Source organism: Halomonas beimenensis (assembly GCF_002549795.1).
Lineage (GTDB): Bacteria > Pseudomonadota > Gammaproteobacteria > Pseudomonadales > Halomonadaceae > Halomonas > Halomonas beimenensis.
Map to the genome: position 1 here is coordinate 3,608,413 of NZ_CP021435.1, position 22,572 is coordinate 3,630,984.

General features: G+C 69.6%; 21 protein-coding genes. 12 read left to right on the forward strand and 9 right to left on the reverse strand.

All coding sequences use genetic code 11. The features are described 5' to 3' along the window. Position 1 precedes the first annotated feature (1 nt). The 9 genes from BEI_RS16785 (at position 2) to BEI_RS16825 (ending at position 8,061) form a co-directional block, all read left to right on the forward strand. Positions 2-376, forward strand: a complete 375-nt coding sequence (locus BEI_RS16785; protein WP_097790582.1) for a sirohydrochlorin chelatase — start codon at positions 2-4, stop codon at positions 374-376. 98 nt (positions 377-474) lie between these two features. Beyond that, on the forward strand, positions 475-1,389 hold the full coding sequence (locus BEI_RS16790; RefSeq protein WP_097790583.1) for a MerR family transcriptional regulator: 915 nt from the start codon (positions 475-477) through the stop codon (positions 1,387-1,389). A gap of 12 nt (positions 1,390-1,401) precedes the next feature. Next, positions 1,402-2,820 carry a deoxyribodipyrimidine photo-lyase gene (gene phrB, locus BEI_RS16795; protein ID WP_097790584.1) on the forward strand — a complete coding sequence of 473 codons (1,419 nt, stop codon included), beginning with the start codon at positions 1,402-1,404 and terminating at the stop codon, positions 2,818-2,820. 16 nt (positions 2,821-2,836) lie between these two features. Beyond that, positions 2,837-3,277: a nuclear transport factor 2 family protein gene (locus BEI_RS16800; RefSeq protein WP_097790585.1), complete on the forward strand. Its 441-nt coding sequence runs from the start codon at positions 2,837-2,839 to the stop codon at positions 3,275-3,277. Between the two features lie 63 nt (positions 3,278-3,340). Then, complete coding sequence (locus tag BEI_RS16805; protein WP_097790586.1) at positions 3,341-4,138, forward strand: SDR family NAD(P)-dependent oxidoreductase; 798 nt, start codon at positions 3,341-3,343, stop codon at positions 4,136-4,138. Next, entirely contained in the window at positions 4,135-5,499 is a 1,365-nt protein-coding gene (locus BEI_RS16810) for an NAD(P)/FAD-dependent oxidoreductase (RefSeq protein WP_097790587.1), read from the forward strand. The genes BEI_RS16805 and BEI_RS16810 overlap by 4 nt, the downstream gene beginning before the upstream one ends. After that, positions 5,496-6,275, forward strand: coding sequence for a DUF1365 domain-containing protein (locus tag BEI_RS16815; protein WP_097790588.1), 780 nt, complete (start codon positions 5,496-5,498; stop codon positions 6,273-6,275). The genes BEI_RS16810 and BEI_RS16815 overlap by 4 nt, the downstream gene beginning before the upstream one ends. Beyond that, positions 6,272-7,540: an SAM-dependent methyltransferase gene (locus BEI_RS16820; RefSeq protein WP_097790589.1), complete on the forward strand. Its 1,269-nt coding sequence runs from the start codon at positions 6,272-6,274 to the stop codon at positions 7,538-7,540. The genes BEI_RS16815 and BEI_RS16820 overlap by 4 nt, the downstream gene beginning before the upstream one ends. Next, positions 7,537-8,061 (forward strand): DUF2878 domain-containing protein, encoded by a 525-nt coding sequence (locus BEI_RS16825; RefSeq protein WP_097790590.1) that lies wholly within the window; start codon positions 7,537-7,539, stop codon positions 8,059-8,061. Before BEI_RS16820 ends, BEI_RS16825 begins: the two co-directional genes overlap by 4 nt. Here the strand turns inward: BEI_RS16825 and BEI_RS16830 are convergent. After that, the gene (locus BEI_RS16830; protein WP_097790591.1) at positions 8,008-9,879 is read right to left on the reverse strand and encodes a putative bifunctional diguanylate cyclase/phosphodiesterase; all 1,872 of its coding nucleotides are present in this window, start codon (positions 9,877-9,879) and stop codon (positions 8,008-8,010) included. The two genes, BEI_RS16825 and BEI_RS16830, sit on opposite strands and share 54 nt — an antisense overlap. A gap of 229 nt (positions 9,880-10,108) precedes the next feature. Here BEI_RS16830 and fabA point away from each other — a divergent pair, with 229 nt between their 5' ends. Both fabA and fabB read left to right on the forward strand, forming a co-directional pair. Continuing rightward, a complete protein-coding gene (fabA, locus tag BEI_RS16835; RefSeq protein ID WP_097790592.1) occupies positions 10,109-10,624 on the forward strand; it encodes a 3-hydroxyacyl-[acyl-carrier-protein] dehydratase FabA in 516 nt (171 codons plus the stop codon). A 13-nt stretch (positions 10,625-10,637) separates the two neighbouring features. Continuing rightward, complete coding sequence (gene fabB / locus BEI_RS16840; protein WP_097790593.1) at positions 10,638-11,852, forward strand: beta-ketoacyl-ACP synthase I; 1,215 nt, start codon at positions 10,638-10,640, stop codon at positions 11,850-11,852. An 89-nt stretch (positions 11,853-11,941) separates the two neighbouring features. Here the strand turns inward: fabB and BEI_RS16845 are convergent, their stop codons facing one another. The 4 genes from BEI_RS16845 to BEI_RS16860 all read right to left on the reverse strand — a co-directional run bounded on the left by BEI_RS16845 (position 11,942) and on the right by BEI_RS16860 (position 15,724). After that, positions 11,942-12,706, reverse strand: a complete 765-nt coding sequence (locus tag BEI_RS16845; protein ID WP_097790594.1) for a lysophospholipid acyltransferase family protein — start codon at positions 12,704-12,706, stop codon at positions 11,942-11,944. Then, on the reverse strand, positions 12,703-13,596 hold the full coding sequence (locus BEI_RS16850) for a sugar nucleotide-binding protein (RefSeq protein WP_097790595.1): 894 nt from the start codon (positions 13,594-13,596) through the stop codon (positions 12,703-12,705). The genes BEI_RS16845 and BEI_RS16850 overlap by 4 nt, the downstream gene beginning before the upstream one ends. 32 nt (positions 13,597-13,628) lie before the next feature. Continuing rightward, entirely contained in the window at positions 13,629-14,240 is a 612-nt protein-coding gene (gene ssb / locus BEI_RS16855; RefSeq protein WP_097790596.1) for a single-stranded DNA-binding protein, read from the reverse strand. Positions 14,241-14,329: 89 nt separating this feature from the next. Next, a complete protein-coding gene (locus BEI_RS16860; protein ID WP_097790597.1) occupies positions 14,330-15,724 on the reverse strand; it encodes an MFS transporter in 1,395 nt (464 codons plus the stop codon). 240 nt (positions 15,725-15,964) lie between these two features. Here BEI_RS16860 and uvrA point away from each other — a divergent pair, with 240 nt between their 5' ends. After that, on the forward strand, positions 15,965-18,829 hold the full coding sequence (gene uvrA, locus BEI_RS16865) for an excinuclease ABC subunit UvrA (protein WP_097790598.1): 2,865 nt from the start codon (positions 15,965-15,967) through the stop codon (positions 18,827-18,829). Between the two features lie 82 nt (positions 18,830-18,911). Here uvrA and BEI_RS16870 read toward each other — a convergent pair whose 3' ends face one another. The 4 genes from BEI_RS16870 to rplQ all read right to left on the reverse strand — a co-directional run bounded on the left by BEI_RS16870 (position 18,912) and on the right by rplQ (position 22,561). After that, a complete protein-coding gene (locus BEI_RS16870; protein ID WP_227644508.1) occupies positions 18,912-20,195 on the reverse strand; it encodes a TRAP transporter large permease in 1,284 nt (427 codons plus the stop codon). A gap of 120 nt (positions 20,196-20,315) precedes the next feature. Further along, positions 20,316-20,846: a TRAP transporter small permease subunit gene (locus BEI_RS16875; protein ID WP_097790600.1), complete on the reverse strand. Its 531-nt coding sequence runs from the start codon at positions 20,844-20,846 to the stop codon at positions 20,316-20,318. Continuing rightward, positions 20,846-21,856 (reverse strand): TRAP transporter substrate-binding protein, encoded by a 1,011-nt coding sequence (locus BEI_RS16880; RefSeq protein WP_097790601.1) that lies wholly within the window; start codon positions 21,854-21,856, stop codon positions 20,846-20,848. The genes BEI_RS16875 and BEI_RS16880 overlap by 1 nt, the downstream gene beginning before the upstream one ends. Before the next feature lie 321 nt (positions 21,857-22,177). Beyond that, a complete protein-coding gene (gene rplQ / locus BEI_RS16885; protein WP_097790602.1) occupies positions 22,178-22,561 on the reverse strand; it encodes a 50S ribosomal protein L17 in 384 nt (127 codons plus the stop codon). Positions 22,562-22,572: the final 11 nt, after the last annotated feature.

The following is a 22,572-nucleotide window of genomic DNA, read 5'->3' on the forward strand; positions in this document are numbered from 1 at the left end:
CATGCGTCATGCCCTGATCCTGCTGGCCCACGGGTCCAGCGACCCCCATTGGCGAGCCCCCTTCGAGCGACTGGCCGAGGCGCTCGCCGACCGACTGGCGACCCCACTGAGGCTGGCCTACATGGAGCTCAGCGAGCCCTCGCTGGAGACCGCCGTGGCGGAACTCGTCGAGGCGGGCGTGGAACGTGCCGAGATCCTGCCGCTGTTCTTCGCCGCCGGCCGTCACCTGCGCAAGGACGTCCCCGGCCAGGAGGCGGTCCTGGGCGAGGCCCACCCGGGGTTGAACCTCACCCTGCTGCCGCCCGTGGGGGAACACCCCGCCTTCGTCGAGGCGCTGGCGGCGGTGATCGCCGAGCAGGCCGGCGAGGCGGACTGAGGCCGCTGTGTTGTACATCGACGGAGTTTTGTACAAAATTATCCCCTGAGGGCCGGTCCGCCCGGCCGCCGATTCCCACCACCGAAGCAGAGGCGCGCATGAGCGATCAGGCGAACCACCCGGCCGACACGCCGCTCTATCCGATCCGCGAGGTCTCGCGCCTGACCGGCGTCAACGCCGTCACCCTGCGCGCGTGGGAGCGCCGCTATGGCCTGATCCAGCCCAAGCGCACCCCCAAGGGTCACCGGCTCTACGCCAAGGAAGACATTGCCCGAGTCGAACGCATCCTGCAGTGGCTCAATCGCGGCGTGCCGGTCAGCCAGGTCCGCGAGCTGCTCGAGCAGCCGGAGACGGTCGAGTCCCCGCCGCCCGCCGCCGGGGACTGGGAGAGCCAGCGTCGCCAGCTGATCGCCGCCGTCGAGGCCCTCGACCTCGGCCGCCTGGAGGCCCTGTTCAACCAGTCCATGGCGCTCTACCCGGTGACCACCTGCATCGACGAACTCTGGCAGCCGGTGATCCGCGAGCTCGAGGAGCACTGGGACGACCGCCTGGGCGCCGGCCTCCAGCGTCGCACCCTCGAGGCCTTCCTGCGCACCCGCATCGGCATTCGCCTCTACCATGCCAATCTCCAGGCGGGAGGCCCGACGCTCCTGATCCTGCCCATGCCGGACGACGACGGGCCGCTCTGGGGCCTGCTCGCCGCCCTGGCCGCCAGTGACAGGGGCTACCGCGTGCAATGGCTGGATGCACCGCTGCCCTTGAGCGAACTGCCCCTGGCGGTGGAGCGCTTCCAGGCCGACGCCCTGCTGCTGACCAGCGGCCGGGCGGAGAAGACCGACCTGGTCAGGCGCCAGCTGCCCCGCCTGGCCGAACAGCTCGAGGTCCCCCTGACCCTGTGCGGCCCGGTGGCGCGGATCCGCGAAGGCGATCTCGCGGGCTCCGGCGTCGAGGTGCTCGGCGATGACCTCCCCGGCGCCATGACCCGGCTGCAGTCGCTGACCCAGGCGGCCTGACGGGAGGACGCGATGGCCACCACCCTGGTCTGGTTCCGCAGCGACCTGCGCATCCACGACAACACCGCCCTCGCGGCGGCCGCCCGCCGGGGACCGGTGGTGGCCGTCTTCCTGCGCTGCCTGCCCCAGTGGCGCGAACACGGCCATGGCGCCAACCAGCTGGACTTCCGGCAGCGCGGGGTAGTCGCCCTCGCCGAGGCCCTGGCCGGCTTGAACATCCCGCTGCTCCACCGGGACATCGAACGCTTCGACGAGGCCCCGGCCACCCTGATCGCCCTGGCCCGGGAGACCGGCGCCGACGCCCTGCACTTCAACCACGAATACCCGCTCGACGAGGCCCGGCGTGACGCCCGGGTGATGGAGGCCTTCAGGGCCGCCGGCCTGGAGGCTTGCGGCCATCACGATGCCGTCGCCTTCGCCCCCGGGGAGCTGCTCACCGGCAAGGGCGACTATTACGGCGTCTTCACCCCCTTCGCCCGGGCCTGGCACCGCGCGCTCACTCCCGAACGCCTGGCGCTGCGCGATGCCCCGCCCCCCCAGCCGGCCCTGGATATCGCCGCGGAGCCGATCCCCGACCTGCCCCCGCTGGAGGAGCGTCCGATCGACGGCCGACGCTGGCCCGCCGGGGAAGGCCCCGCCGGCGACCGCCTGGAACGCTTCCTGCGCTTCCGGGCTCGCCATTACGCCGGCCAGCGGGACTTCCCCGCCGTGCGCGGGACCAGCGAACTCTCCCCCTACCTGGCGCTGGGCATGATCTCCCATCGCCAGTGCCTTCAGGCGGTACTCGCCGAGAACGACGGCGCCCTGGCCGAGGGCGATGCCGGCCTGGCCGCCTGGGTGAACGAGCTGGTCTGGCGGGAGTTCTACCGCCACGTCGCGGCGGGCTTCCCGCGGGTCTGCCGCCATCGCGCCTTCCAGCCCCACACCGAGGCCCTGCCCTGGCGAGACGACGAGCCGGGGTTCCTCGCCTGGTGCGAAGGCCGCACCGGCTACCCCCTCGTCGACGCCGCCATGCGCCAGCTCGTCGCCACCGGCTGGATGCACAACCGGTTGCGCATGGTCACCGCCATGTTCCTGACCAAGCACCTGTTGATCGACTGGCGCCGCGGCGAGGCCTTCTTCCTGCGCCACCTGGTGGACGGCGAGTTCGCCGCCAATAACGGCGGCTGGCAATGGGCGGCCTCCACCGGTACCGATGCCGCCCCCTACTTCCGCATCTTCAACCCCACGACCCAGTCCCGGCGCTTCGACCCCGAGGGGCGCTTCCTCGCCGAGTGGCTGCCCGAGCTGGCCGACCTGCCGGCCAAGGCCCGCCACGCCCCGAGCCCGGAGCAACGCCGGCGCCTCGGCTACCCGGCGCCGATCGTCGAGCACAAGGCCGCCCGCGCCCGGGCGCTGGAGGCCTTCCAGGGCCTCAAGCCCGCTTCCTGACCCCACGGAGCCCGCCATGACCCAGGACGCCCACCTGGAGGCCTTCTGCGCCTTCTACAACAAGCTAGACAAATCCTGTACAAAAAATCTATACAAGATATATACTCAGGACGTGGCGTTCGAGGACCCGCTGCACCGCATCGAGGGGCTAGATGCCCTGGAGGACTACTTCTCCTCCTTGTACGAAAACGTGACAAGGTGCCGATTCCGCTTCCACCAACGACAACGACTCGGTGAGCAGGCCTTCGTGACATGGACGATGCATGTCGCCCACCCCCGCCTGGCGCGGGGACGCGAGATCGCCGTGGAAGGCTGCTCGAGGCTGGCCTTCGCCGGCGACGGGAGCGGCCGAGTCCATGAGCACCGGGACTACTTCGACGCCGGGGCACTGCTCTACGAGCAGCTGCCCCTGATCGGGCCCACGATCCGCCTGATCAAGCGACGCGCGGGGCGCTGAAACCAGATCATCGTCTCCCGCGTATCCGCACGGGGAGGGCCGTTGCCGGCCCGGGGAGACGACATGACCGCATCCACTGGAACCCAACGCATCTGGCTGACCGGCGCCACCTCGGGCATCGGCCGCGCCCTGGCCACCCGCCTGCTCGACCGGGGCCATCGGGTGGCCCTCAGCGCCCGCCATCCCGACGCCCTGGAGGCCCTGGCCGGGGGACACGACAACGCCCTGAACCTGCCGCTGGACGTCGCCGACCGGGCCTCGGTGATGGCCGCCGGCGATCGCCTGGCGACGCACTTCGGCGGCCTCGATCTGGCGATCCTGAACGCCGGGACCTGTGAATACCTGGACGCGAGCCGCTTCGATACCGGCCTGGTGGAGCGCGTCTTCGCCCCCAACTTCTTCGGCGCCGTCTACGGGGTCGAGGCCGCCCTGCCGCTGCTGCGACGGGCCCGCGCCGAGGGCGGCCGCCCGCTGCTCGCCGCCACCTCCAGCGCCGCGGCCTACCTGCCCCTGCCCCGTGCCGAGGCCTACGGCGCGTCCAAGGCCGCCCTGAGCCACTTCCTGGAATCCCTGCGCCTCGACCTGGCCGGCGAGGGCATCGACGTGAGCCTCATTCACCCCGGCTTCGTGAAGACGCCGCTCACCGACCGCAACGACTTCCCGATGCCGATGCGCGTGAGCGCCGACGAGGCCGCCGAGGCGATCCTCGCCGGGCTGGCCGCCCATCGCCTGGACATCCACTTCCCGAGGCGCTTCACCCTGCCGCTGAAGCTGCTCGGCATCCTGCCCCCGGGCGTGCGCTTCCGCCTCGCCCGGCACCTGGCCCGCGACCCCGCCCCCGCCACGGAGACCTCGTCATGACCCTGCCCTTCGCCCCGATCGCCCACCGCCGCCAGGACGACCGCCAGCGGAGCGCCGCCCAGCGCATCGCCGTGGTCGGCAGCGGCATCGCCGGCATGGCCGCCGGCTGGTACCTCTCGGCCCGCCACGAGGTCACCCTCTTCGAGGCCGCGCCTCGCCTGGGCGGCCATACCGCCACCGTGGACGTCGAGCTGGACGGTCAACATCATGCGGTGGATACCGGCTTCATCGTCTTCAACGACTGGACCTACCCCCACTTCCGGCGCCTGCTGGCCGACCTCGACGTGGCCAGCCAGCCCACCGAGATGAGCTTCTCGGTCCACGAGACGGCCCGGGACTTCGAGTACAACGGGCACAGCCTGGCCAGCCTGTTCGCCCAGCGCTCGAACCTGCTGCGCCCCAGCTTCCATGGCCTGCTGCGCGACATCCTGCGCTTCAACCGCGAGGCGACCGAGGCCCTGGTCGAGGATCGACTGCCCGACGACCTGACCCTGGGCGACTACCTCGACCTGGGCGGCTACGGCCCCGCCTTCCAGCAGCGCTACCTGCTGCCCATGGGCGCGGCGATCTGGTCGGCGAGCCTGGGCGACATCCGCGCCTTCCCGGCGCGCTTCTTCGTGCGCTTCTTCCATCACCATGGCCTGCTGTCCGTCAACGAGCGCCCCCAGTGGTACACCCTGGTCGGCGGCTCACGGGCCTACATCCCCGGCCTGACGGCCCCCTATGCCCAGCGCATCCGCCTGGCGACGCCGGTGGCCGGTATCCGGCGCGAAGCCGAGGGCGTCCGGGTGCGCAGCCCCCGCGGCGAGGAACGCTTCGACCAGGTGGTGCTGGCCTGCCACTCGGATCAGGCCCTGTCGCTGCTCGAGGACGCCAGCCCGGCCGAGCGGGAGATCCTCGGCGCCCTGCCCTATCAGGACAACGAGGTGGTGCTGCACACCGACACCCGGCTGCTGCCCCGCCGACGCCGCGCCTGGGCCAGCTGGAACTACCGTCTCGACGGCCGCGGCGACGAGGCCCGGGTCTCGGTGACCTACAACATGAACATCCTGCAGCGTCTCGAGGCGCCGGCGACCTTCTGCGTGACCCTCAACGACGGCGCCAGCATCGCGCCGGAGCGCATCCTGGGTCGCTACACTTATGCCCATCCCCAGTTCAGCCTCGCCGGACAGGCCGCCCAGGCCCGCCATGGCGAGATCTCCGGCCCCCGCTGGCGCACTCACTTCTGTGGCGCCTATTGGCGCAACGGCTTCCACGAGGACGGCGTCTGGAGTGCCCTGCGGGTGGCCCGGTCACTGGGCTGCGACGAACGGACGCCCCGCCATGGTGACGTCCCGCACGCACTGGAGGCCCCGGCATGATGCGCGCCCCTCGCTCCCGGATCTATCGCGGCTGGCTGCGCCATCGCCGCTTCCTTCCCCGGGCCCACGCCTTTCGCTACCGGGTGTGGATGGCTTGGCTGGATCTGGACGAACTCCCCGAGCTGTTCGACGGGGTGCCGGGATTCAGCGCCCGCCGTCCGGCCCTGGTGAGGTTCCGCCGGGAGGACTACCTGGCGCCCCATGACCGTCCCCTCAAGGACGCCGTGCGGGCCGAGCTGGTCCGTCACCTCGGCGAGGCCCCCGACGGGCGCATCTGCCTGCTGACCCAGCTGCGCAGCTTCGGGGTGGGCTTCAACCCCGTCTCGCTGTACTACGCCTACGACGCCCGTGGCGAGCTGCGCGCACTGCTCGGCGAGGTGACCAACACGCCCTGGGGAGAGCGCATCACCTACGCCTGCCGGGTGGACCCGGGCCGCCCCGGTCACCGGGCGGAATTCGACAAGGTCATGCACGTCTCGCCCTTCAATCCCATGGACATGCGCTATCGCTGGCGCTTCGACACGCCCGGCGAGGACCTCTCGATGCACATGGAAGCCTGGCGGGGCGATCCCCGGGCGGACGGGGCCCGTCACTTCGACGCCACCCTGAGCCTCTCGGGCCGGCCGGCCACCCGCGGCGTGCTGCTGGTCACCCTGGCCCGCCACCCCACCATGGCACTCAAGACCCTGGCCGCCATCCACGTCGAGGCGCTGCGCCTCTGGCTCAAGCGGGTCCCCGTCCATCAGCATCCCCGTCACGAGGAGGTATCGCCGTGAACACGCTTCGTACCGCCAACACCCACTCGATGCCGGCCCGGGGCGATCGCCTGTCGCGCTGGCTCAAGGCTCGCCTGCTCGATCGGCTGGATCGACTGGAAGGCGGCGAGATCACCCTGATCGAGGGCCATCGGCGCCATCGACTGGGAGGCGGAGGACCGCTGACGGTCACCCTGGTGATCCGTGACGACCGCGCCTGGCGGCGGCTGGCCCTGGGCGGGACCGTCGGCGCCGCGGAGGCCTACATGGACGGCGACTGGGACGCCGACGACCTGGTCACCCTGGTGCGGCTGTTCGCCGCCAACCTCGAACGGGTCAACGGCGAGATCGAGGGCGGCGCCGCCCGGCTGGGACGCTGGCTGCTCGCCGGGCTCAACCAGCTTCGACGCAACACCCTGAAGGGCTCGCAGCGCAATGTCGCCGCCCACTACGACATCGGCAACGACCTCTTCGCCACCTTCCTCGACCAGCGCCACTGGATGTACTCCAGCGCCGTCTTCCCACGGCCCGGCGCCAGCCTCGAGGAAGCCTCCACCCACAAGCTGGACCTGATGCTCGACCGCCTGGACGTGCAGCCCCACCATCACCTGCTGGAGATCGGCACCGGCTGGGGCGGTCTGGCCATCCATGCCGCCCGGACACGGGGCTGTCGGGTCACCACCACCACCATCTCCGAGGAGCAGTACGCATTCGCCGCCCGGCGCCTGGCCGAGGAAGGCCTGGCGGACAGGGTGACCCTGCTCAAGCGGGACTACCGGCAGCTGGAGGGACGTTTCGATCGGCTGATCTCGGTGGAGATGATCGAGGCGGTGGGCCACCAGTACCTGGCGACCTACCTGGCCACCCTGGATCGGCTGCTCACCGACGACGGCCTGGCCATGCTGCAGGCCATCACCATCCGCGACCAGCGCTTCGAGGTCGCCAAGCGGGAGGTGGACTTCATCAAGCGCTATATCTTCCCCGGCGGCTTCCTGCCCTCCCATCGCGCCATCCTGGACGGCCTGACCCGGCACACCTCCCTGAACCTGCTGGATCTCGAGGAGATCGGCACCCACTATGCCCGCACCCTGCGCGAGTGGCGCCAACGCTTCGAGAGTCGCCTGGATACCGTCAGGAAGCTCGGCTACGACGAGCGCTTCATCCGCATGTGGCGCTACTACCTCTGCTACTGCGAGGGCGGCTTCCTGGAGCGCTCCATCGGCACCGCCCAGCTGCTGCTGGCCAAGCCCGGCGCCCGGCCGGCGCCGCTGTCGGGGGCGCCATGAGCCGCGGACGCCCCTGGCGCCTGATCGCCAACCTGGCGGGGTTCCAGCTGGGCTGGTTCGCCTGCGTACTGGGCGGCAGCCTGGTGGGCCTGGCGGTGGCGGGTGGCGTGATCCTGGCTCACCTGCGCTGGCAGGCCCGCCCCGGGGAGGGGCGCTGGCTGGCGGGGTTCGCCCTGCTGGGACTGGCGGTAGACGGCGGCCTGACCCTTGCCGGCGGCTTCCGCTTCCCGCCGGACTCGCTCGCCCTGGGCCCGCTTCCGCTCTGGCTGTGGCTGCTGTGGCCGCTGTTCGCCACCCTGCTCCACCACTCCCTGGCCTGGCTGTGGCGCCACCCCTGGCTGGCGCTGGCCGGAGGCGCCACCAGCGGGCCGCTCTCCTATTACGCCGGCGCCCGGCTGGCGGACGTGGCGCTGGCCCCCTGGCTGCTGGCGACCGAGGCCCTGGTATGGGCCGCCCTGTGCGGATGGCTAGGCCATCGCCTTGGCCGCCGCCTCGTCGTCGGCCGCTCCCGCCTCGGCTGAGGCCTGATCCCGCCAGCGTCCCTCCAGTGCCTCCACGCTGAGGGGTCGGTCATAGAAGAAGCCCTGCACCAGCTCGCAGTCGACGGAACGCAGGTAGTCACGCTGCGCCGCGGTCTCCACGCCTTCGGCGACCACCTCCAGGGCCAGGCCGCGGGCCATGGCCAGCACGGCGCTGACGATGGCGGCATCGGCCCGGTCGTCGGGCAGGGCCCGCACGAAGGCGCGATCCAGCTTGAGCTTGTCCAGGGGCAGCTGCTTGAGGTAGCCCAGCGAGGAGTAGCCGGTGCCGAAGTCGTCGATGGCCACCGGGTGGCCGCGTTCGCGCAGTGCCTCGAGGCGCGGGGCCACGTCGCCGGCGCGTTCGTCCAGGAGCACCGACTCGGTGAGCTCCAGCCCCAGCAGGCGGGCGGGAATGTCGTGCCGGGACAGGCCGGAGGCGAGCGCCGCCTCCAGGTCGCCCTGGAACAGCTGCATGGCGGAGATGTTGATCCACACCGGCACCTCCGGCATGCCCTGGCGACGCCAGTGGGCGAGCTGGGCCAGGGCCTGGTCGATCACCCAGTTGCCCAGCGAGGCCATCAGCCCGTGGCGCTCGGCCAGGGGGATGAACTCGCCGGGGGAGATCATCCCGTCCCGGGGATGGCGCCAGCGCAGTAGCGCCTCGAGCCCGGCCATGGCGTCGTCCTCGAGGCGATACTGGGGCTGGTAGTGCAGCTCCAGCTGGCCGCCGGTGGCCAGCGCATTGCGCAGCTCGTTGACCAGCGCCAGGCGGGGGCTGTCCTGGACGTCCAGCGCCGGACGGAAACGCAGGCAGTGATTCCGGCCATTGCGCTTGGCGGTGTAGAGCGCCGATTCCAGGCGCTGGAAGAGGACCCCGGAGTCGCGACCGTCTTCCGGCGCCCGACAGCTGCCGATGGTCACCCCCAGGCGCAGCGACTGGCCATCGAGCTCGAAGGGCTCGCCCAGGTGCGCCTGCAGGCCGGCCACCCAGTTGTCGTGGTCGTCGAAGGTGGTGGTACGGATGACCATGAACTCGTCGCCGCCCAGGCGCCCCACCACCCCGCCGGCCACATGGCGGGCCAGCCGCTCGCCGACCCGCGCCAGCAGCCGGTCGCCGAGCTCGACGCCGAGGCCGTCGTTGACCTCCTTGAAGCCGTCGATGTCGATGATCGCCATGTCCAGGCTCTCCCCGGCCAGGAGGTGCCGCAGCCGGGAGCTCAGCAGGTCGTGCAGGCGGCGACGGTTGGGCAGGCCGGTCAGGGGGTCCTCGAAACCGATGCGCCGCAGGTCCCGCTCCCGGGCCTTGCGCAGGGAGATGTCGGAGAACAGGCAGACGTAGTGGCGTACCTTTCCCTGGTCGTCGGTGATCGCCTTGACCTTGAGCCACTCCGGGTATTCGTCGCCCTTCTTGCGCCGGTTCCAGATCTCGCCCTCCCAGCGACCGGTGCTGTGCAGGGTCTGCCAGTAGCGCTCGAAGAAGGTCTTGTCGTGGCGCGGCGCCGCCAGCGAGGCGGCATTGAGCCCGCGCACCTCCTCCTGGTCGTAGCCGGTGATCTGGGTGAAGGCCGGGTTGACCGCCAGGATGCGGTTGGCGGCATCGGTGACGATCACCCCTTCCTCGGTCAGCGACAGGGCCTCCTGCCCCAGGCGGGCCCGCAGGTGCTCCTGGCGGACCTGCCGCCAGGCGTCCCACAGGCCGACCACGGCGATCAGCACGGCCGCCAGCCGCAACCCGATGTCGGGCAGCCAGATGCTCGCCGAGAGGGCGGCCAGGGCGAGCCACAGCAGGGGGCGATTGAGAGAGAAGACGGGCCACATGGCGTCGGCCTCGGCTCAGGGAGATGAATGACGCTCGTCCGGCGGAGGAGCGGCGTTGACCCTATATCGGCCAGAATGCACATAACTGTACCCCAAGCGGGGGGCGAATGTGCCAGGAACCGCGCCCGGCGTGCATTCGCCGGACGCGAACAGTAGACTAGGAGCCGCCAGGGCGGCCGCATGCCGTCTGCGCACGGCATACCACCATCTCGACACTCGGAACGATTCAGTGACCAAGCAACACTCCTTTGATCGCGAAGCACTGCTGGCATGCAGCCGTGGCGAGCTGTTCGGCCCCGGCAACGCCCAACTGCCGGCACCCAACATGCTGATGCTCGACCGCATCACGCACATCCACGAAGAGGGTGGCGACCACGGCAAGGGCGAACTGATCGCCGAGCTGGATATCCGCCCGGACCTGTGGTTCTTCGACTGCCATTTCCCCGGCGACCCGGTGATGCCGGGCTGCCTCGGCCTGGACGCCATGTGGCAGCTGGTCGGCTTCTATCTCGGCTGGCTGGGCCACCCCGGCCGCGGCCGCGCCCTGGGCTGTGGCGAGGTCAAGTTCACCGGCCAGATCCTGCCGGATGCCGAGAAGGTCACCTATCGCATCAACATCAAGCGTATCATCACCCGGCGCCTGATCCTGGGCATGGCCGACGGCACGGTATCCGTCGACGGCCGCGAGATCTACCAGGCCAATGACCTGCGGGTTGGCCTGTTCACCTCCACCGCGAATTTCTGAACAGGAGGCTCCCATGCGACGAGTGGTAGTCACCGGCCTGGGCATCGTGTCCTGCCTGGGCAACGACGCACAACAGGTGCTGGAGGCGCTTCGCAACGGGCGCTCGGGCATTCGCTTCAAGGACGACTACGCCGAGCTCGGCTTCCGCAGCCAGGTGGCCGGCGTGGTCGACATCGACCTGGAGGCGCTGGTCGATCGCAAGCTGCGACGCTTCATGGGCGACGCGGCGGCCTATGCCTACGTCTCCATGGCCCAGGCCATCGAGGACGCCGGCCTCACCCCGGAGCAGGTCTCGAACGAGCGCACCGGCCTGATCGCCGGCTCCGGCGGCGCCTCCAGCGCCAACCAGGTGGAAGCCGCCGACGTCATGCGCGCCAAGGGCCTGCGCCGGGTGGGCCCCTACCGGGTCACCCGGACCATGGGCAGCACCGTCTCCGCCTGCCTGGCCACGCCCTTCCGGATCAAGGGCGTGAACTACTCCATCTCCTCGGCCTGCGCCACCTCCGCGCATTGCATCGGCAGCGCCATGGAGCAGATCCAGATGGGCAAGCAGGACGTGGTCTTCGCCGGCGGCGGCGAGGAGGAGCACTGGACCCTCTCCTGCCTGTTCGATGCCATGGGCGCGCTGTCCACCCAGTACAACGAGACGCCGGAGAAGGCCTCGCGTCCCTATGACCAGGCCCGCGACGGCTTCGTCATCGCCGGCGGCGGCGGGATGCTGGTGCTCGAGGAGCTCGAGCACGCCAAGGCTCGCGGCGCCAGGATCTATGCCGAGCTGGTCGGCTATGGCGCCACCTCCGACGGCTACGACATGGTCGCGCCGTCCGGCGAGGGCGCGGTGCGCTGCATGCGCCAGGCGCTGGACACCGTGGATGGCGACATCGACTACATCAACACCCACGGCACCTCCACGCCGGTAGGCGACGTGGCCGAGCTCAAGGCGGTGCGCGAGGTCTTCGGCGACACCACCCCGGCGATGAGTTCGACCAAGTCGCTGACCGGGCACTCCCTGGGCGCCACCGGCGTGCAGGAGGCCATCTACTCGCTGCTGATGATGGAGCACGACTTCATCGCCGCTTCCGCCAACGTGGAAGCGCTCGACGAGCAGGCCGAGGGCTTCGACATCGTCACCGAGACCCGCGACGCCCGGATCGAGCGGGTGCTGTCCAACAGCTTCGGCTTCGGCGGCACCAACGCCTGCCTGGTGCTGCAGAAGTACCGCGACTGACGCGGCCGGTGCCGTCACCGGCAGACGAGAGAGGCGCCCCGCGGGGCGCCTCTTTTCTTGGTCTTGGGTCATCGCCGCCAGGGGCGAGCTCAGCTGGCCGCCGGCTCCCGGGGCCGGGCGGCCTCCTCCGTCTCGGGACGCGGCACCTCGGAGATCTCGGCGAGGCGTGCCTCGATCCAGGCCTCGGTCTCGGCGAGCACCTCCTCGGGGCTGCGGCCCGCCGTGACGATGGGCTCGCCCACCACCAGCGACAGTCGCCCGGGATGCTTGACCCAATGGCGGCCCGGCCAGCGCTCCCCGGCGTTGTGGGCCACCGGCACCACCGGCACGCCGGCCCGGCAGGCGATGACGGCGCCGCTCTTGTTGTAGCGGCGCCGCTTGCCGGGGGCGACCCGCGTCCCCTCCGGGAAGATCAGCACGGAGAGCCCTTCCTCGAGCCGCGTCTTGCCCTGGGTCAGCACCTGCTTCATGGCCCGCGCCGGCTTGGAGCGATCCAGGGCGATGGGGTGCAGCAGGCGCAGGCCCCAGCCGAACAGGGGAATGTTCAGCAGTTCCTTCTTGAGCACGGTGCACACCGGCGGCTTGAGCAGCTGCAGGTAGATGGTCTCCCACTCGCACTGGTGGTTGGCCAGCAGCACGCAGGGGCCCGCGGGCAGGCGCTCGAGGCCGCGAATCTCGTAGCGGACCCCGCAGGCCAGGCGGAACCAGGCGACGATGAAGTGGTTGTAGAGGTTGAGCAGCCGATAGCGCGACCGCAACGGCAGCAGCGGCGCGGGGGGCAGGAAGAGCACGCCGCACACCAGCATGGCCAGGAAGTAGCCGATGTAGAAGACGATGCTGCGGATCACGCTCATGTGTCGCGGGCCTCCTCGGTGGTGCCGGGGGCGTCGTCCCGGGCCAGGCACCAGGCATCCAGCATGCGGCCGACCTCGAGCCGCCAGGGCTTCTGGTGCACGCCGAAGACGTTGAGCACCCGGCGACAGTTGAGCACCCGGCGAAGCGGCTGGTCATGGTGGTGGCTGAGCGCCTTGACCCCTCCCAGGGCGACGGTCTCGCCGCGCCCCTCGAGGCGGGTATCGAGCTGGGTGCGGACCATGGACACGAAGGTGTAGGCGCTCACCGGCTCGGTACCGGCCAGGTGGTAGCTGCCCCAGGCCTCGGCGCCGCAGCACTGTTGGTGGAGCATGCCGATCAGCGCCATGGCCACGGCGTCGGCGGAGGTGGGGCAGAAGATGACGTCCGCCTCGGCGCGGAGGTCCCCGCCGTCCACCAGGGTATCGAGCAGCTCGCCCAGCCAGGCATGGCTGCCCTCCAGGGCGAACAGCGGGCCCAGCCGCACGATCAGGTGACGGGGCAGCTCGGCGCGGATCCGGTCGCCGGTGGCCACCAGGCGACGCAGCCCCTCGTCGCGCGGCGCCGGGATCACGTGCTCGTCGATGGGACTGTCGAAGCCGTCCTCGTAGAGCTGGTCGGACACGCACCAGGCCAGGGGGACGTCCCGCTCGCGGCAGGCCGCCATCCAGGCCTCCACCGCCTCGGCATGGGCCGTGACGGCGGACGGGTCGGCACTGAGCGGTCGCGACAGCGGCGGGATGACCAGGGCATCGGGGCGCACCTCGTCGAGGCGCGCCGGGCTCAGCGACAGCCGGGGCTCGATGACCAGCTCCACGTCGCTGCGGCGATTGGCTTCCCTCGCCAGGGCGAGGCTCAGGCAGTGTCCGGCATCCAGGATCAGCAGCTTCACGGTGGCTCCTCAGGGCTCGCCGACGGGCGATGTCAGAACGGGATCTCGTCGTCGAAGTCGTCGAAGCTGCCGGGGTCCGGGGCCCCGAAGTTGCCGCCCTGCTGCTGACCGCCCCCCTGGTTGGGCGCCGGCTGGGGCGCGGGGCGCTGCTGCTGGCCGCGGCCATAGTTGCCACCGCCCTGCTGGGGTTGGCCGCCGAAGCCGCCGCCTTGCTGGGGGGGCTGGCCACCGTAGTTGCCGCCCTGCTGGGGCTGCCCGCCGAAGTTGCCGCCCTGGGGAGGCATGCCGCCGCCCATCTCGCCGCCGCTCCGGGAGTCGAGCATCTGCATGTCGTTGGCGACGATCTCGGTGGTGTAGCGATCCTGGCCGTTCTGGTCCTGCCACTTGCGCGTCTGCAGGCGACCCTCGACATAGACCCGCGACCCCTTGCGCAGGTACTGCTGGGAGATCTCGGCCAGCTTGTTGAACATCACCACCCGGTGCCATTCGGTACGCTCCTGGCGCTGACCGCTCTGGCGGTCGGTCCAGGTGTCGGTGGTGGCGAGGTTGAGGTTGGCCACCGCGGTGCCGGAGGGCGTGAAGCGCACGTCCGGATCCTGGCCGAGGTTGCCGATGAGGATGACCTTGTTGACGCCACGGGCCATGGTTGACTCCTTCTCGAATACGTAATGCTGCGGTTCGGCGGCCCGCTGACGGGGCCGCCCTCGTGTCATGGTCTCACGACCCGGCGGGTTCAGGTACCGTCCCGCTTCTCTCCCGGGGAGATCAACGACTCCAGGGCCCGCTCGTCCAGGCGCTGGCGGTCGACCTTGAGGTAGGCCAGGCGCTCCTCGGGCACCACCATGACGTCCTCGACCCCGGCCACCTGGGCGAACTTCTCCATCAGGGTGTCCAGGGCATCATCATGGTGGCTGTCGTCCAGGGCGACCACCTCGCTGGACAGGTGCCGCGGAGGCGCCATGCCGGCCATCAGCACCAGCCAGGCCAGCCCCAGCAGGGCCGCGCCGACGAAGACCGCGGACAAGCCCCACTGCTGCGACAGGGCGCCCCCCAGCAGCCCGCCCAGGAAGGCGCCCAGGAACTGGCTGGTGGAGTAGAGGCCCATGGCCGTACCCTTGGCGCCGGCGGGCGCCAGCTTGCTGAGCATGGAGGGCAGGGTCGCCTCGAGCAGGTTGAAGGCGACGAAGAACACCAGCAGCCAGCCCAGCAGGGCCCAGGCCCCGTCGGCCAGCCCCGCCAGGCCGGCGAGGCTCAGGGTGATGGTGCCGATCGCCCCCAGGCACATGGCCTTCATGCGGCGCCGCTTCTCGGCGACGATCACCAGCGGCACCATGGCCACGAAGGCGAGCGCCATCACGCCCAGGTAGACCCAGCCATGGGCCTCGGCGGCGAAGCCGGCCTCGACCAGCCGGAAGGGCACGGCGACGAAGATCGCCATCAGGATCAGGTGCAGGGCGAAGATCGAGGCGTCCATGCGCCACAGATCCAGCCGGCCGAGGATGGCCTTGAGCTGGCCGCGATCGAGTCCCACGTCCCGGTGGCCCCGGCGGCGTGGTGCCGGGGGCACCAGCTTCCAGAGCACGGCGAGCCCCAGCAGGGACAGGGCGGCGGTGAGCCAGAAGATCCCCGACAGGCCGAAGCGCGCCGAGACCAGCGGCCCGAGCACCATGGCCACCGCGAAGGCCACGCCGATCGACAGCCCGATGGTGGCCATGGCGGCGGTGCGCACCTGCTCGCGGGTCTGGTCGGCGAGCAGGGCCATGATCGCCGCGGCCACGGCGCCACTGCCCTGCAGGCAGCGCCCCAGGATGACGCCGCCGATGCTCTCGGCCTGGGCGGCGACGACGCTGCCGAGCATGAACAGCAGAAGGCCGATCGCGATCACCGGCTTGCGGCCGATGCGGTCGGACACCAGCCCGAAGGGAATCTGCAGGGCGGCCTGGGTCAGGCCATAGACGCCGAGCGCCAGGCCCACCAGCAACGGGGTGGCGCCGGCGAGGTCGTCGGCATGCAGCGCCAGCACCGGCAGCACCATGAACAGGCCCAGCATGCGCGAGGCATAGAGGCCGGCCAGGCCGGTGATGGCACGACGCTCGGAGGCTAACAGCAGTCCTGAGACCTTTCGCATAGCGGATCGCGGTTCCGTGGGCAGGGCCGGACGGCCCGGAATGGACCGCATATTCTAGCGGCTCGCCACCCCCCAGGGAAAGCCGACACCGGACCAGGGCCATCGCCGTCAGATCCGACGAGGGACGCCGGGGCCGGGTCGACGGCCCCCCACGAACGACGACGCCAACCGGGCGGGGCTTTGCCGGGGCATGGCGGGGGCTCGTATAATCGACCTTTTGCCGTGGCCCGCGAGGTGGGAATGGACAGGATTCTGGTCAGGGGTGCCCGCACCCACAACCTCAAGCAGATCGACGTCGAGCTGCCCCGGGACAAGCTGATCGTGGTCACCGGGCTGTCCGGCTCCGGCAAGTCCTCGCTGGCCTTCGACACCCTCTACGCCGAAGGCCAGCGACGCTACGTGGAGTCGCTCTCCACCTATGCCCGCCAGTTCCTGTCGATGATGGAGAAGCCCGACGTCGACCACATCGAGGGGCTGTCGCCGGCGATCTCCATCGAGCAGAAGTCCACCTCCCACAACCCCCGCTCCACGGTGGGGACCATCACCGAGATCTACGACTACCTGCGCCTGCTGTATGCCCGGGCCGGCACCCCCCGCTGCCCGGAACACGGCGAGGATCTCGAGGCCCAGACCATCTCGCAGATGGTCGACCAGGTGCTGGCCCTGCCGGAGGGCAGCAAGCTGATGCTGCTGGCCCCGGTGGTGCGGGGTCGCAAGGGCGAGCACCTGCAGCTGCTCGCCGAGCTGCGCGCCCAGGGCTTCGTGCGCGCCATGATCGATGGCCAGGTGCTCGAGCTCGACGACCTCGCGCCCCTGGACAAGAACCGCAAGCACGACATCAGCGTGGTGGTGGATCGCATCAAGGTCCGCGAGGGGCTGGCCCAGCGCCTCGCCGAGTCGTTCGAGACGGCCCTGGGCCTGGCCGACGGCACCGCGGTGATCCACTTCATGGAGGGCGAACACGAGGACATCGCCTTCTCCTCGCGCTTCGCCTGCCCGGTGTGCGGCTACTCCATCGCCGAGCTCGAGCCGCGCATGTTCTCCTTCAACAATCCTGCCGGGGCCTGCTCGAGCTGCGACGGCCTGGGCGTCCAGCAGTATTTCGACCCGGAGAAGCTCATCAGCCACCCCGAGCTGTCCCTGGCCGAGGGCGTGATCAAGGGCTGGGACCGGCGCAGCGTCTACTACTTCAATCAGCTCCAGTCGGTGGCCGATCACTATCGCTTCACCCTGGAGACCCCCTGGCAGGAGCTGGCCCGCCACGAGCGCGAGATCGTCCTGCACGGCAGCGGCCACGACGACATCGCCTTCTCCTACGTCAACGACCGTGGCAAGCGGGTCACCCGCCAGCACCCCTTCGAGGGCGTGCTGCCCAACATGCAGCGCCGCTACCGGGAGACCGAGTCCAGCTCCGTGCGCGAGGAGCTGGCCCGCTACATCGCCACCCAGGCCTGCCCGACCTGCCAGGGCTCGCGACTGCGCAAGGAGTCGCGCCACGTCTACATCGACGATCGCCCCCTGCCGGAGGTGGTGCACCTGCCGATCGGCGAGGCGCTGGCCTACTTCCGGGCGCTCACCCTGCCCGGCCGGCGCGGCGAGATCGCCGAGAAGATCCTCAACGAGATCCGCGCCCGCCTGGAGTTCCTGGTCAACGTCGGCCTGGACTACCTGAACCTGGAACGCAGCGCCGAGACCCTGTCCGGGGGGGAGGCCCAGCGCATCCGCCTGGCGAGCCAGATCGGCGCCGGCCTGGTGGGGGTGATGTACATCCTCGACGAGCCCTCCATCGGGTTGCATCAGCGCGACAACGACCGGCTGCTGAAGACCCTCGAGCACCTACGCGACCTGGGCAACACCGTGATCGTGGTGGAACACGACGAGGATGCCATCCGCGCCGCCGATCACGTGCTCGACATCGGCCCGGGCGCCGGGGTCCATGGGGGGCGGGTGGTGGCCCAGGGCACGCCCGAGGCGATCATGGCCACGCCGGGCTCGCTCACCGGCCAGTACCTCTCCGGCGAGAAGCGCATCGAGGTGCCGCCCTGGCGGATCCCCGGCAATCCCGAGAAGCAGGTGGTGCTGTCCGGCGCCCGAGGCAACAACCTCCAGGACGTCACCCTGACCCTGCCGCTGGGCCTCTTCGTCTGCGTCACCGGCGTCTCCGGCTCCGGCAAGTCGACGCTGATCAACTCGACCCTGATGCCGATCGCCGCCCGGGAGCTCAACAAGGCCACCACCCTGACCCCGGAGGCCCATGACGACATCGCCGGGCTGGATCACCTCGACAAGGTCATCGACATCGACCAGAGCCCCATCGGGCGCACGCCGCGCTCCAACCCGGCCACCTACACCGGCATCTTCACGCCCATTCGCGAGCTGTTCGCCGGCACCCAGGAGGCCCGCTCCCGGGGCTACAAGCCCGGGCGCTTCTCCTTCAACGTCAAGGGAGGCCGCTGCGAGGCCTGCCAGGGCGAGGGCATGATCAAGGTGGAGATGCACTTCCTGCCGGACATCTACGTGCCCTGCGACGTCTGCAAGGGCAAGCGCTACAACCGCGAGACCCTGGAGGTCCAGTACAAGGGCCGGAGCATCCACGAGGTGCTGGAGATGACCGTCGAGGAGGCCCTGGAGTTCTTCTCCCCGGTGCCGGCCATCGCCCGTCGCCTGCAGACGCTGATGGACGTGGGACTGTCCTACATCCGGCTGGGGCAGAGCGCCACCACCCTGTCCGGGGGCGAGGCCCAGCGGGTCAAGCTGGCCCGCGAGCTGGCCAAGCGCGATACCGGCAAGACGCTCTACATCCTCGACGAGCCCACCACCGGCCTGCACTTCGAGGACATCCGCCAGCTGCTGACCGTGCTCCATCGACTGCGCGACCACGGCAACACCATCGTGGTCATCGAACACAACCTGGACGTGATCAAGACCGCCGACTGGCTGATCGACCTGGGGCCGGAGGGCGGCTCCGGGGGAGGACGCATCATCGCCGAGGGAACCCCGGAACAGATCGCCCGCCAGGAGATCTCCCACACGGGGCGTTTCCTCAAGCCCCTGCTGGAGCGACAGGCCCATTCCGCCGAGCCCACCCCACGTACGCCGGCCTAGCCCCCGCCGGACCGGATTGACCGACGAACGACGCCGCCCCCGGGGGGACGGCGTTCGTCCTCGTCGCGCGATCCGGGATGTCCTAGAACAGCTGGTTGGGCAGCCAGAGGGCGATCTGGGGGAAGGCCACGATCAGCGCCAGGCCGATGACCTGCAACATCACGAAAGGTAACGCCGAGCGGTAGATGTCGACGATGGTGATGTGCGAGGGCGCCACCGAGCGCATGTAGAAGAGGTTGTAGCCGAACGGGGGCGTCAGGTAGGCCGACTGCATGCTGAGGATGAACAGCACGGCGAACCAGGTGGTGTCGAAGCCCAGGTCGCTGACGATCGGCACGTACAGCGGCACGGTGATGAAGATGATCGCGAAGTCGTCGAGGAACATCCCCAGCAGGAAGTAGCTGGCCAGCATGGCGATGATCACCGCATAGGGCGAGAGCGCATAGTCCTCGATCATCTCGCTGACCACCATCCCGGCCCCCAGCCCCACGTAGATCTTGCTGAAGAAGACCGCGGCGATGGCGATCCACAGCAGCATGCCGGTGATCTTGGTGGTGGAGAGCATCGCATAGCGCAGCAGCTTCCAGCTGGCACGCCCCCGCAGCCACGGGATCAGCAGCGCCCCGGCGGCGCCGATGGCCGAGGCCTCCGACGGCGAGGTCACGCCCCCGATGATGCAGCCCAGCACGGTGACGACCAGCAGGCCCGGCGCGATCAGGTAGCGCAGCGCCTTGAGCCGGTCGACCAGACCGTAGCGCTCCTCCGGCGGCGCGGGGGGGCCCATCTCGGGCCGGAGCCGGCAGCGGACCAGGATATAGAGGATGTAGATCCCGGCCAGCATCAGCCCCGGCACCAGGCCCGCGGCGAACAGCTTGCCGACGGAGTCCCGGGACAGGAAGGCGTAGATGATCATCAGCACGCTGGGCGGGATCAGGAAGCCCAGGGCGCCGCCGGCCATGATGGTGCCGGTCACCAGACGCTTCTCGTAGCCGCGCTTGAGCATCGCCGGCAGGGCGATGATGCCCAGGCTGACCGTCGCCGCGCCGGAGACCCCGGCCATGGCGGCGATCAGCGCGCACACCAGCACCGTGCCGACGCCCAGGCCGCCGGGCACCCCGCCCATCAGCTTGTGGATCATCTCGAAGAGGTCGTCGGTGATGCCGGAGCGCTCCAGCACCAGCCCCATGAAGATGAACAGCGGCAGGGACACCAGCAGGAAGTTGTCCATGGCGCCGTACGCCGAGGCCAGCAGCAGGTCGAGCCCGCCGGGACCGAACATCAGGAAGGCGCTGCCCATGCCCGAGATCATCAGGGCGAAGGTCAGGGGGGCGCCCATGGCCATCAGCACCAGCATGGAGGCGAACATGATGGCGGTTATCGTCAGAGGCTCCAATCCAGCCATAAGGGGAAACCTTGTCGGGACATGCCGGGCATGTCGGTGATAGCGAGGGAGGCCGCGCCCGGCGGGGCGCGGCGCCGTCGGGGATCAGTCGTCGTCGCGCGGATCGTCGTAGTCGACGCCGAGCAGGCGCAGCAGGGCGCGCACCAGTTCGGCGAGGGTCTGCAGCATCAGCAGGCCGACCCCGAGGGGGATGGTGGACTTGATCGGATACAGCGGCGGCTGCCAGACGCTCATGTTGGAAAACTCGCCGGTGCGCCAGGACTCGTAGGCGAAGTCCACCGCCAGGCGGAAGAAGACGGCGAGCACCAGCAGCGCCAGGCCGAACACCACCAGGTCACAGAAGGCCTTGAGGCGGGGCGGCATCAGGCCGTAGATCACCTCGCTGCGCACATGGCCGTGATGACGCAGCGTATAGCTGCCCGCCAGGATGCACAGGGCGCCGTAGAACATGGTCGACAGCTCATGGCCCCAGATCGTCGGCGAGTTCAGGAAGTAGCGGGAGACGATCTCGAACAGCAGCACGCCGATCAACGCGATGGTCAGCCAGGAGACGACCCGCCCGACCCAGTCGGACAGGCCATCCTGGGCCACCAGATAGCGGCTCACCTTGCTCACTACAGACGCCCCTGTTCCTTGGCATTCTCGACCAGGATCTCGATGGCCCGGGCGTTACGCTCGGACTTCTCGGCCTCCTCCTGCCAGACGACCTGGGCGGCTTCGGTCAGGCGCCGGGAATCCTCCTCGGGCAGCGAGGCGAACTCGAACATCTCGCCCTCCTCGATGATCCGCTGGTTGCCCTCCTCGAGCCAGGCGTGGATGTCGCTGGCGTACTGCTCCACGGCGTCGCGCAGGATGTCGCGGTGCTCTTCGGACAGCTCCTCCCAGGTGGACTCGTTGACGATGGCGGTCTCGGTCCAGCCGGGATTGAGCATGTTCAGGAAGGTGTAGTGCTCGGCGGCCTCGTTGAGCTTGAGCTGCTCGTACTCCACGGGCCCGCCGTAGATGGCGCCGTCGATCACCCCGGTGGACAGCCCGACGTAGAGCTCCTGGGCAGGCAGGTAGACGGTGGGAATGTCGAAGGCCTGCAGCACCCGGGCCATCTGGCCGGTGGCGCGGATCTTCATCGACTGCAGGTCTTCCAGGCTGGAGACCGGCTCCTTGGTCAGCAGGTCATAGTTGCTGCCGTAGCCATGGCCGAGCAGCACCACGCCCTTCTCGGCGTAGGCGTCCTCGAGGAGCTCGTTGAGCCCCTTGTCCTCGAAGATGGTCCGCGCCTCCTCGGTGCTGGTCCAGGCCCCCGGCAGGCCGGCCTCGATGTTGCCCAGGTCGACCTGGCCGGGCCAGTAGCTGCCCACGCCGTAGGCGACGTCGATGGAGCCGCGGGAAACGGCATCGACGAACTGGTCGCTGTCCACCAGCTCGCCGCCGCGGAAGTAGTGGATGCGCAGTTCGCCGTCGCTGGCCTCGCGCACCTGGTCCTGCATCTTCTCGGCGATCTCGTCCATCTCGGTGCCGTAGAAGGTATGGAAGCGAATCCGGGTGGTGTCGGCCAGGGTCGCGGAACTGGCGACCAGCGCGGCCAGGGAGGCGAACACGGCGACTTTCGAGGGGAACATCGTCTTCATGGAATCCTCACGTCATGCACGTTGTTGGTTGTATTGGCACACGCAACATCTCGGTGTCTCTCGACCCTGCATGCGGTCAGCGATCGGCGGGCGCGCGAAGCCCCACGACCGACCGATGCGTTGAGTAAATCACACGGGTGTTCATCATTCCACTTATCAGCGTGATACTTTGGTTGATTGTAGATGTTATTATTTTTTGTCGACTTCAAATTGACCCAGATCAGAGGCGGGGCCACGCCGCCTGCGAGAGCCGGGCGAAAAAAAACCGGCTCCCTGCAGGGAGCCGGTTTGGGGTGTCGGACCGGGAAGGCCGGGCGAGGATCAGTCCTCGGCGGCTTCCTCGACGACCGGACGGTCGACCAGTTCGACGTAGGCCATGGGGGCGTTGTCGCCGGTGCGGTAGCCGCACTTGAGCACACGGACGTAGCCGCCCGGACGCTCGGCGTAACGCGGGCCCAGCTCGTTGAAGAGCTTGCCGACCGCTTCCTTGGAGCGGGTGCGGCTGAAGGCCAGGCGACGATTGGCGACGCTGTCCTGCTTGGCCAGGGTGATCAGCGGCTCGATATGACGACGCAGCTCCTTGGCCTTGGGCAGGGTTGTCTTGATCACTTCGTGCTCGACCAGCGACACGCACATGTTCTTGAACATGGCCTGACGGTGCGAGCTGGTACGATTCAGGTGACGACCACTCTTACGATGACGCATGGTTGTGATTC

Excerpts from the sequence above, each read along its gene's own strand:
- BEI_RS16860 (WP_097790597.1), bottom strand. The coding sequence starts at position 15,724 with ATGCGAAAGGTCTCAGGACTGCTGTTAGCCTCCGAGCGTCGTGCCATC.
- BEI_RS16785 (WP_097790582.1), top strand. The coding sequence starts at position 2 with ATGCGTCATGCCCTGATCCTGCTGGCCCACGGGTCCAGCGACCCCCAT.
- BEI_RS16810 (WP_097790587.1), top strand. The coding sequence starts at position 4,135 with ATGACCCTGCCCTTCGCCCCGATCGCCCACCGCCGCCAGGACGACCGC.
- uvrA (WP_097790598.1), top strand. The coding sequence starts at position 15,965 with ATGGACAGGATTCTGGTCAGGGGTGCCCGCACCCACAACCTCAAGCAG.
- BEI_RS16825 (WP_097790590.1), top strand. The coding sequence starts at position 7,537 with ATGAGCCGCGGACGCCCCTGGCGCCTGATCGCCAACCTGGCGGGGTTC.
- BEI_RS16815 (WP_097790588.1), top strand. The coding sequence starts at position 5,496 with ATGATGCGCGCCCCTCGCTCCCGGATCTATCGCGGCTGGCTGCGCCAT.
- phrB (WP_097790584.1), top strand. The coding sequence starts at position 1,402 with ATGGCCACCACCCTGGTCTGGTTCCGCAGCGACCTGCGCATCCACGAC.
- ssb (WP_097790596.1), bottom strand. The coding sequence starts at position 14,240 with ATGGCCCGTGGCGTCAACAAGGTCATCCTCATCGGCAACCTCGGCCAG.
- rplQ (WP_097790602.1), bottom strand. The coding sequence starts at position 22,561 with ATGCGTCATCGTAAGAGTGGTCGTCACCTGAATCGTACCAGCTCGCAC.
- fabB (WP_097790593.1), top strand. The coding sequence starts at position 10,638 with ATGCGACGAGTGGTAGTCACCGGCCTGGGCATCGTGTCCTGCCTGGGC.
- BEI_RS16845 (WP_097790594.1), bottom strand. The coding sequence starts at position 12,706 with ATGAGCGTGATCCGCAGCATCGTCTTCTACATCGGCTACTTCCTGGCC.
- BEI_RS16880 (WP_097790601.1), bottom strand. The coding sequence starts at position 21,856 with ATGAAGACGATGTTCCCCTCGAAAGTCGCCGTGTTCGCCTCCCTGGCC.
- BEI_RS16805 (WP_097790586.1), top strand. The coding sequence starts at position 3,341 with ATGACCGCATCCACTGGAACCCAACGCATCTGGCTGACCGGCGCCACC.
- BEI_RS16870 (WP_227644508.1), bottom strand. The coding sequence starts at position 20,195 with ATGTTCGCCTCCATGCTGGTGCTGATGGCCATGGGCGCCCCCCTGACC.
- BEI_RS16800 (WP_097790585.1), top strand. The coding sequence starts at position 2,837 with ATGACCCAGGACGCCCACCTGGAGGCCTTCTGCGCCTTCTACAACAAG.
- BEI_RS16830 (WP_097790591.1), bottom strand. The coding sequence starts at position 9,879 with ATGTGGCCCGTCTTCTCTCTCAATCGCCCCCTGCTGTGGCTCGCCCTG.
- BEI_RS16790 (WP_097790583.1), top strand. The coding sequence starts at position 475 with ATGAGCGATCAGGCGAACCACCCGGCCGACACGCCGCTCTATCCGATC.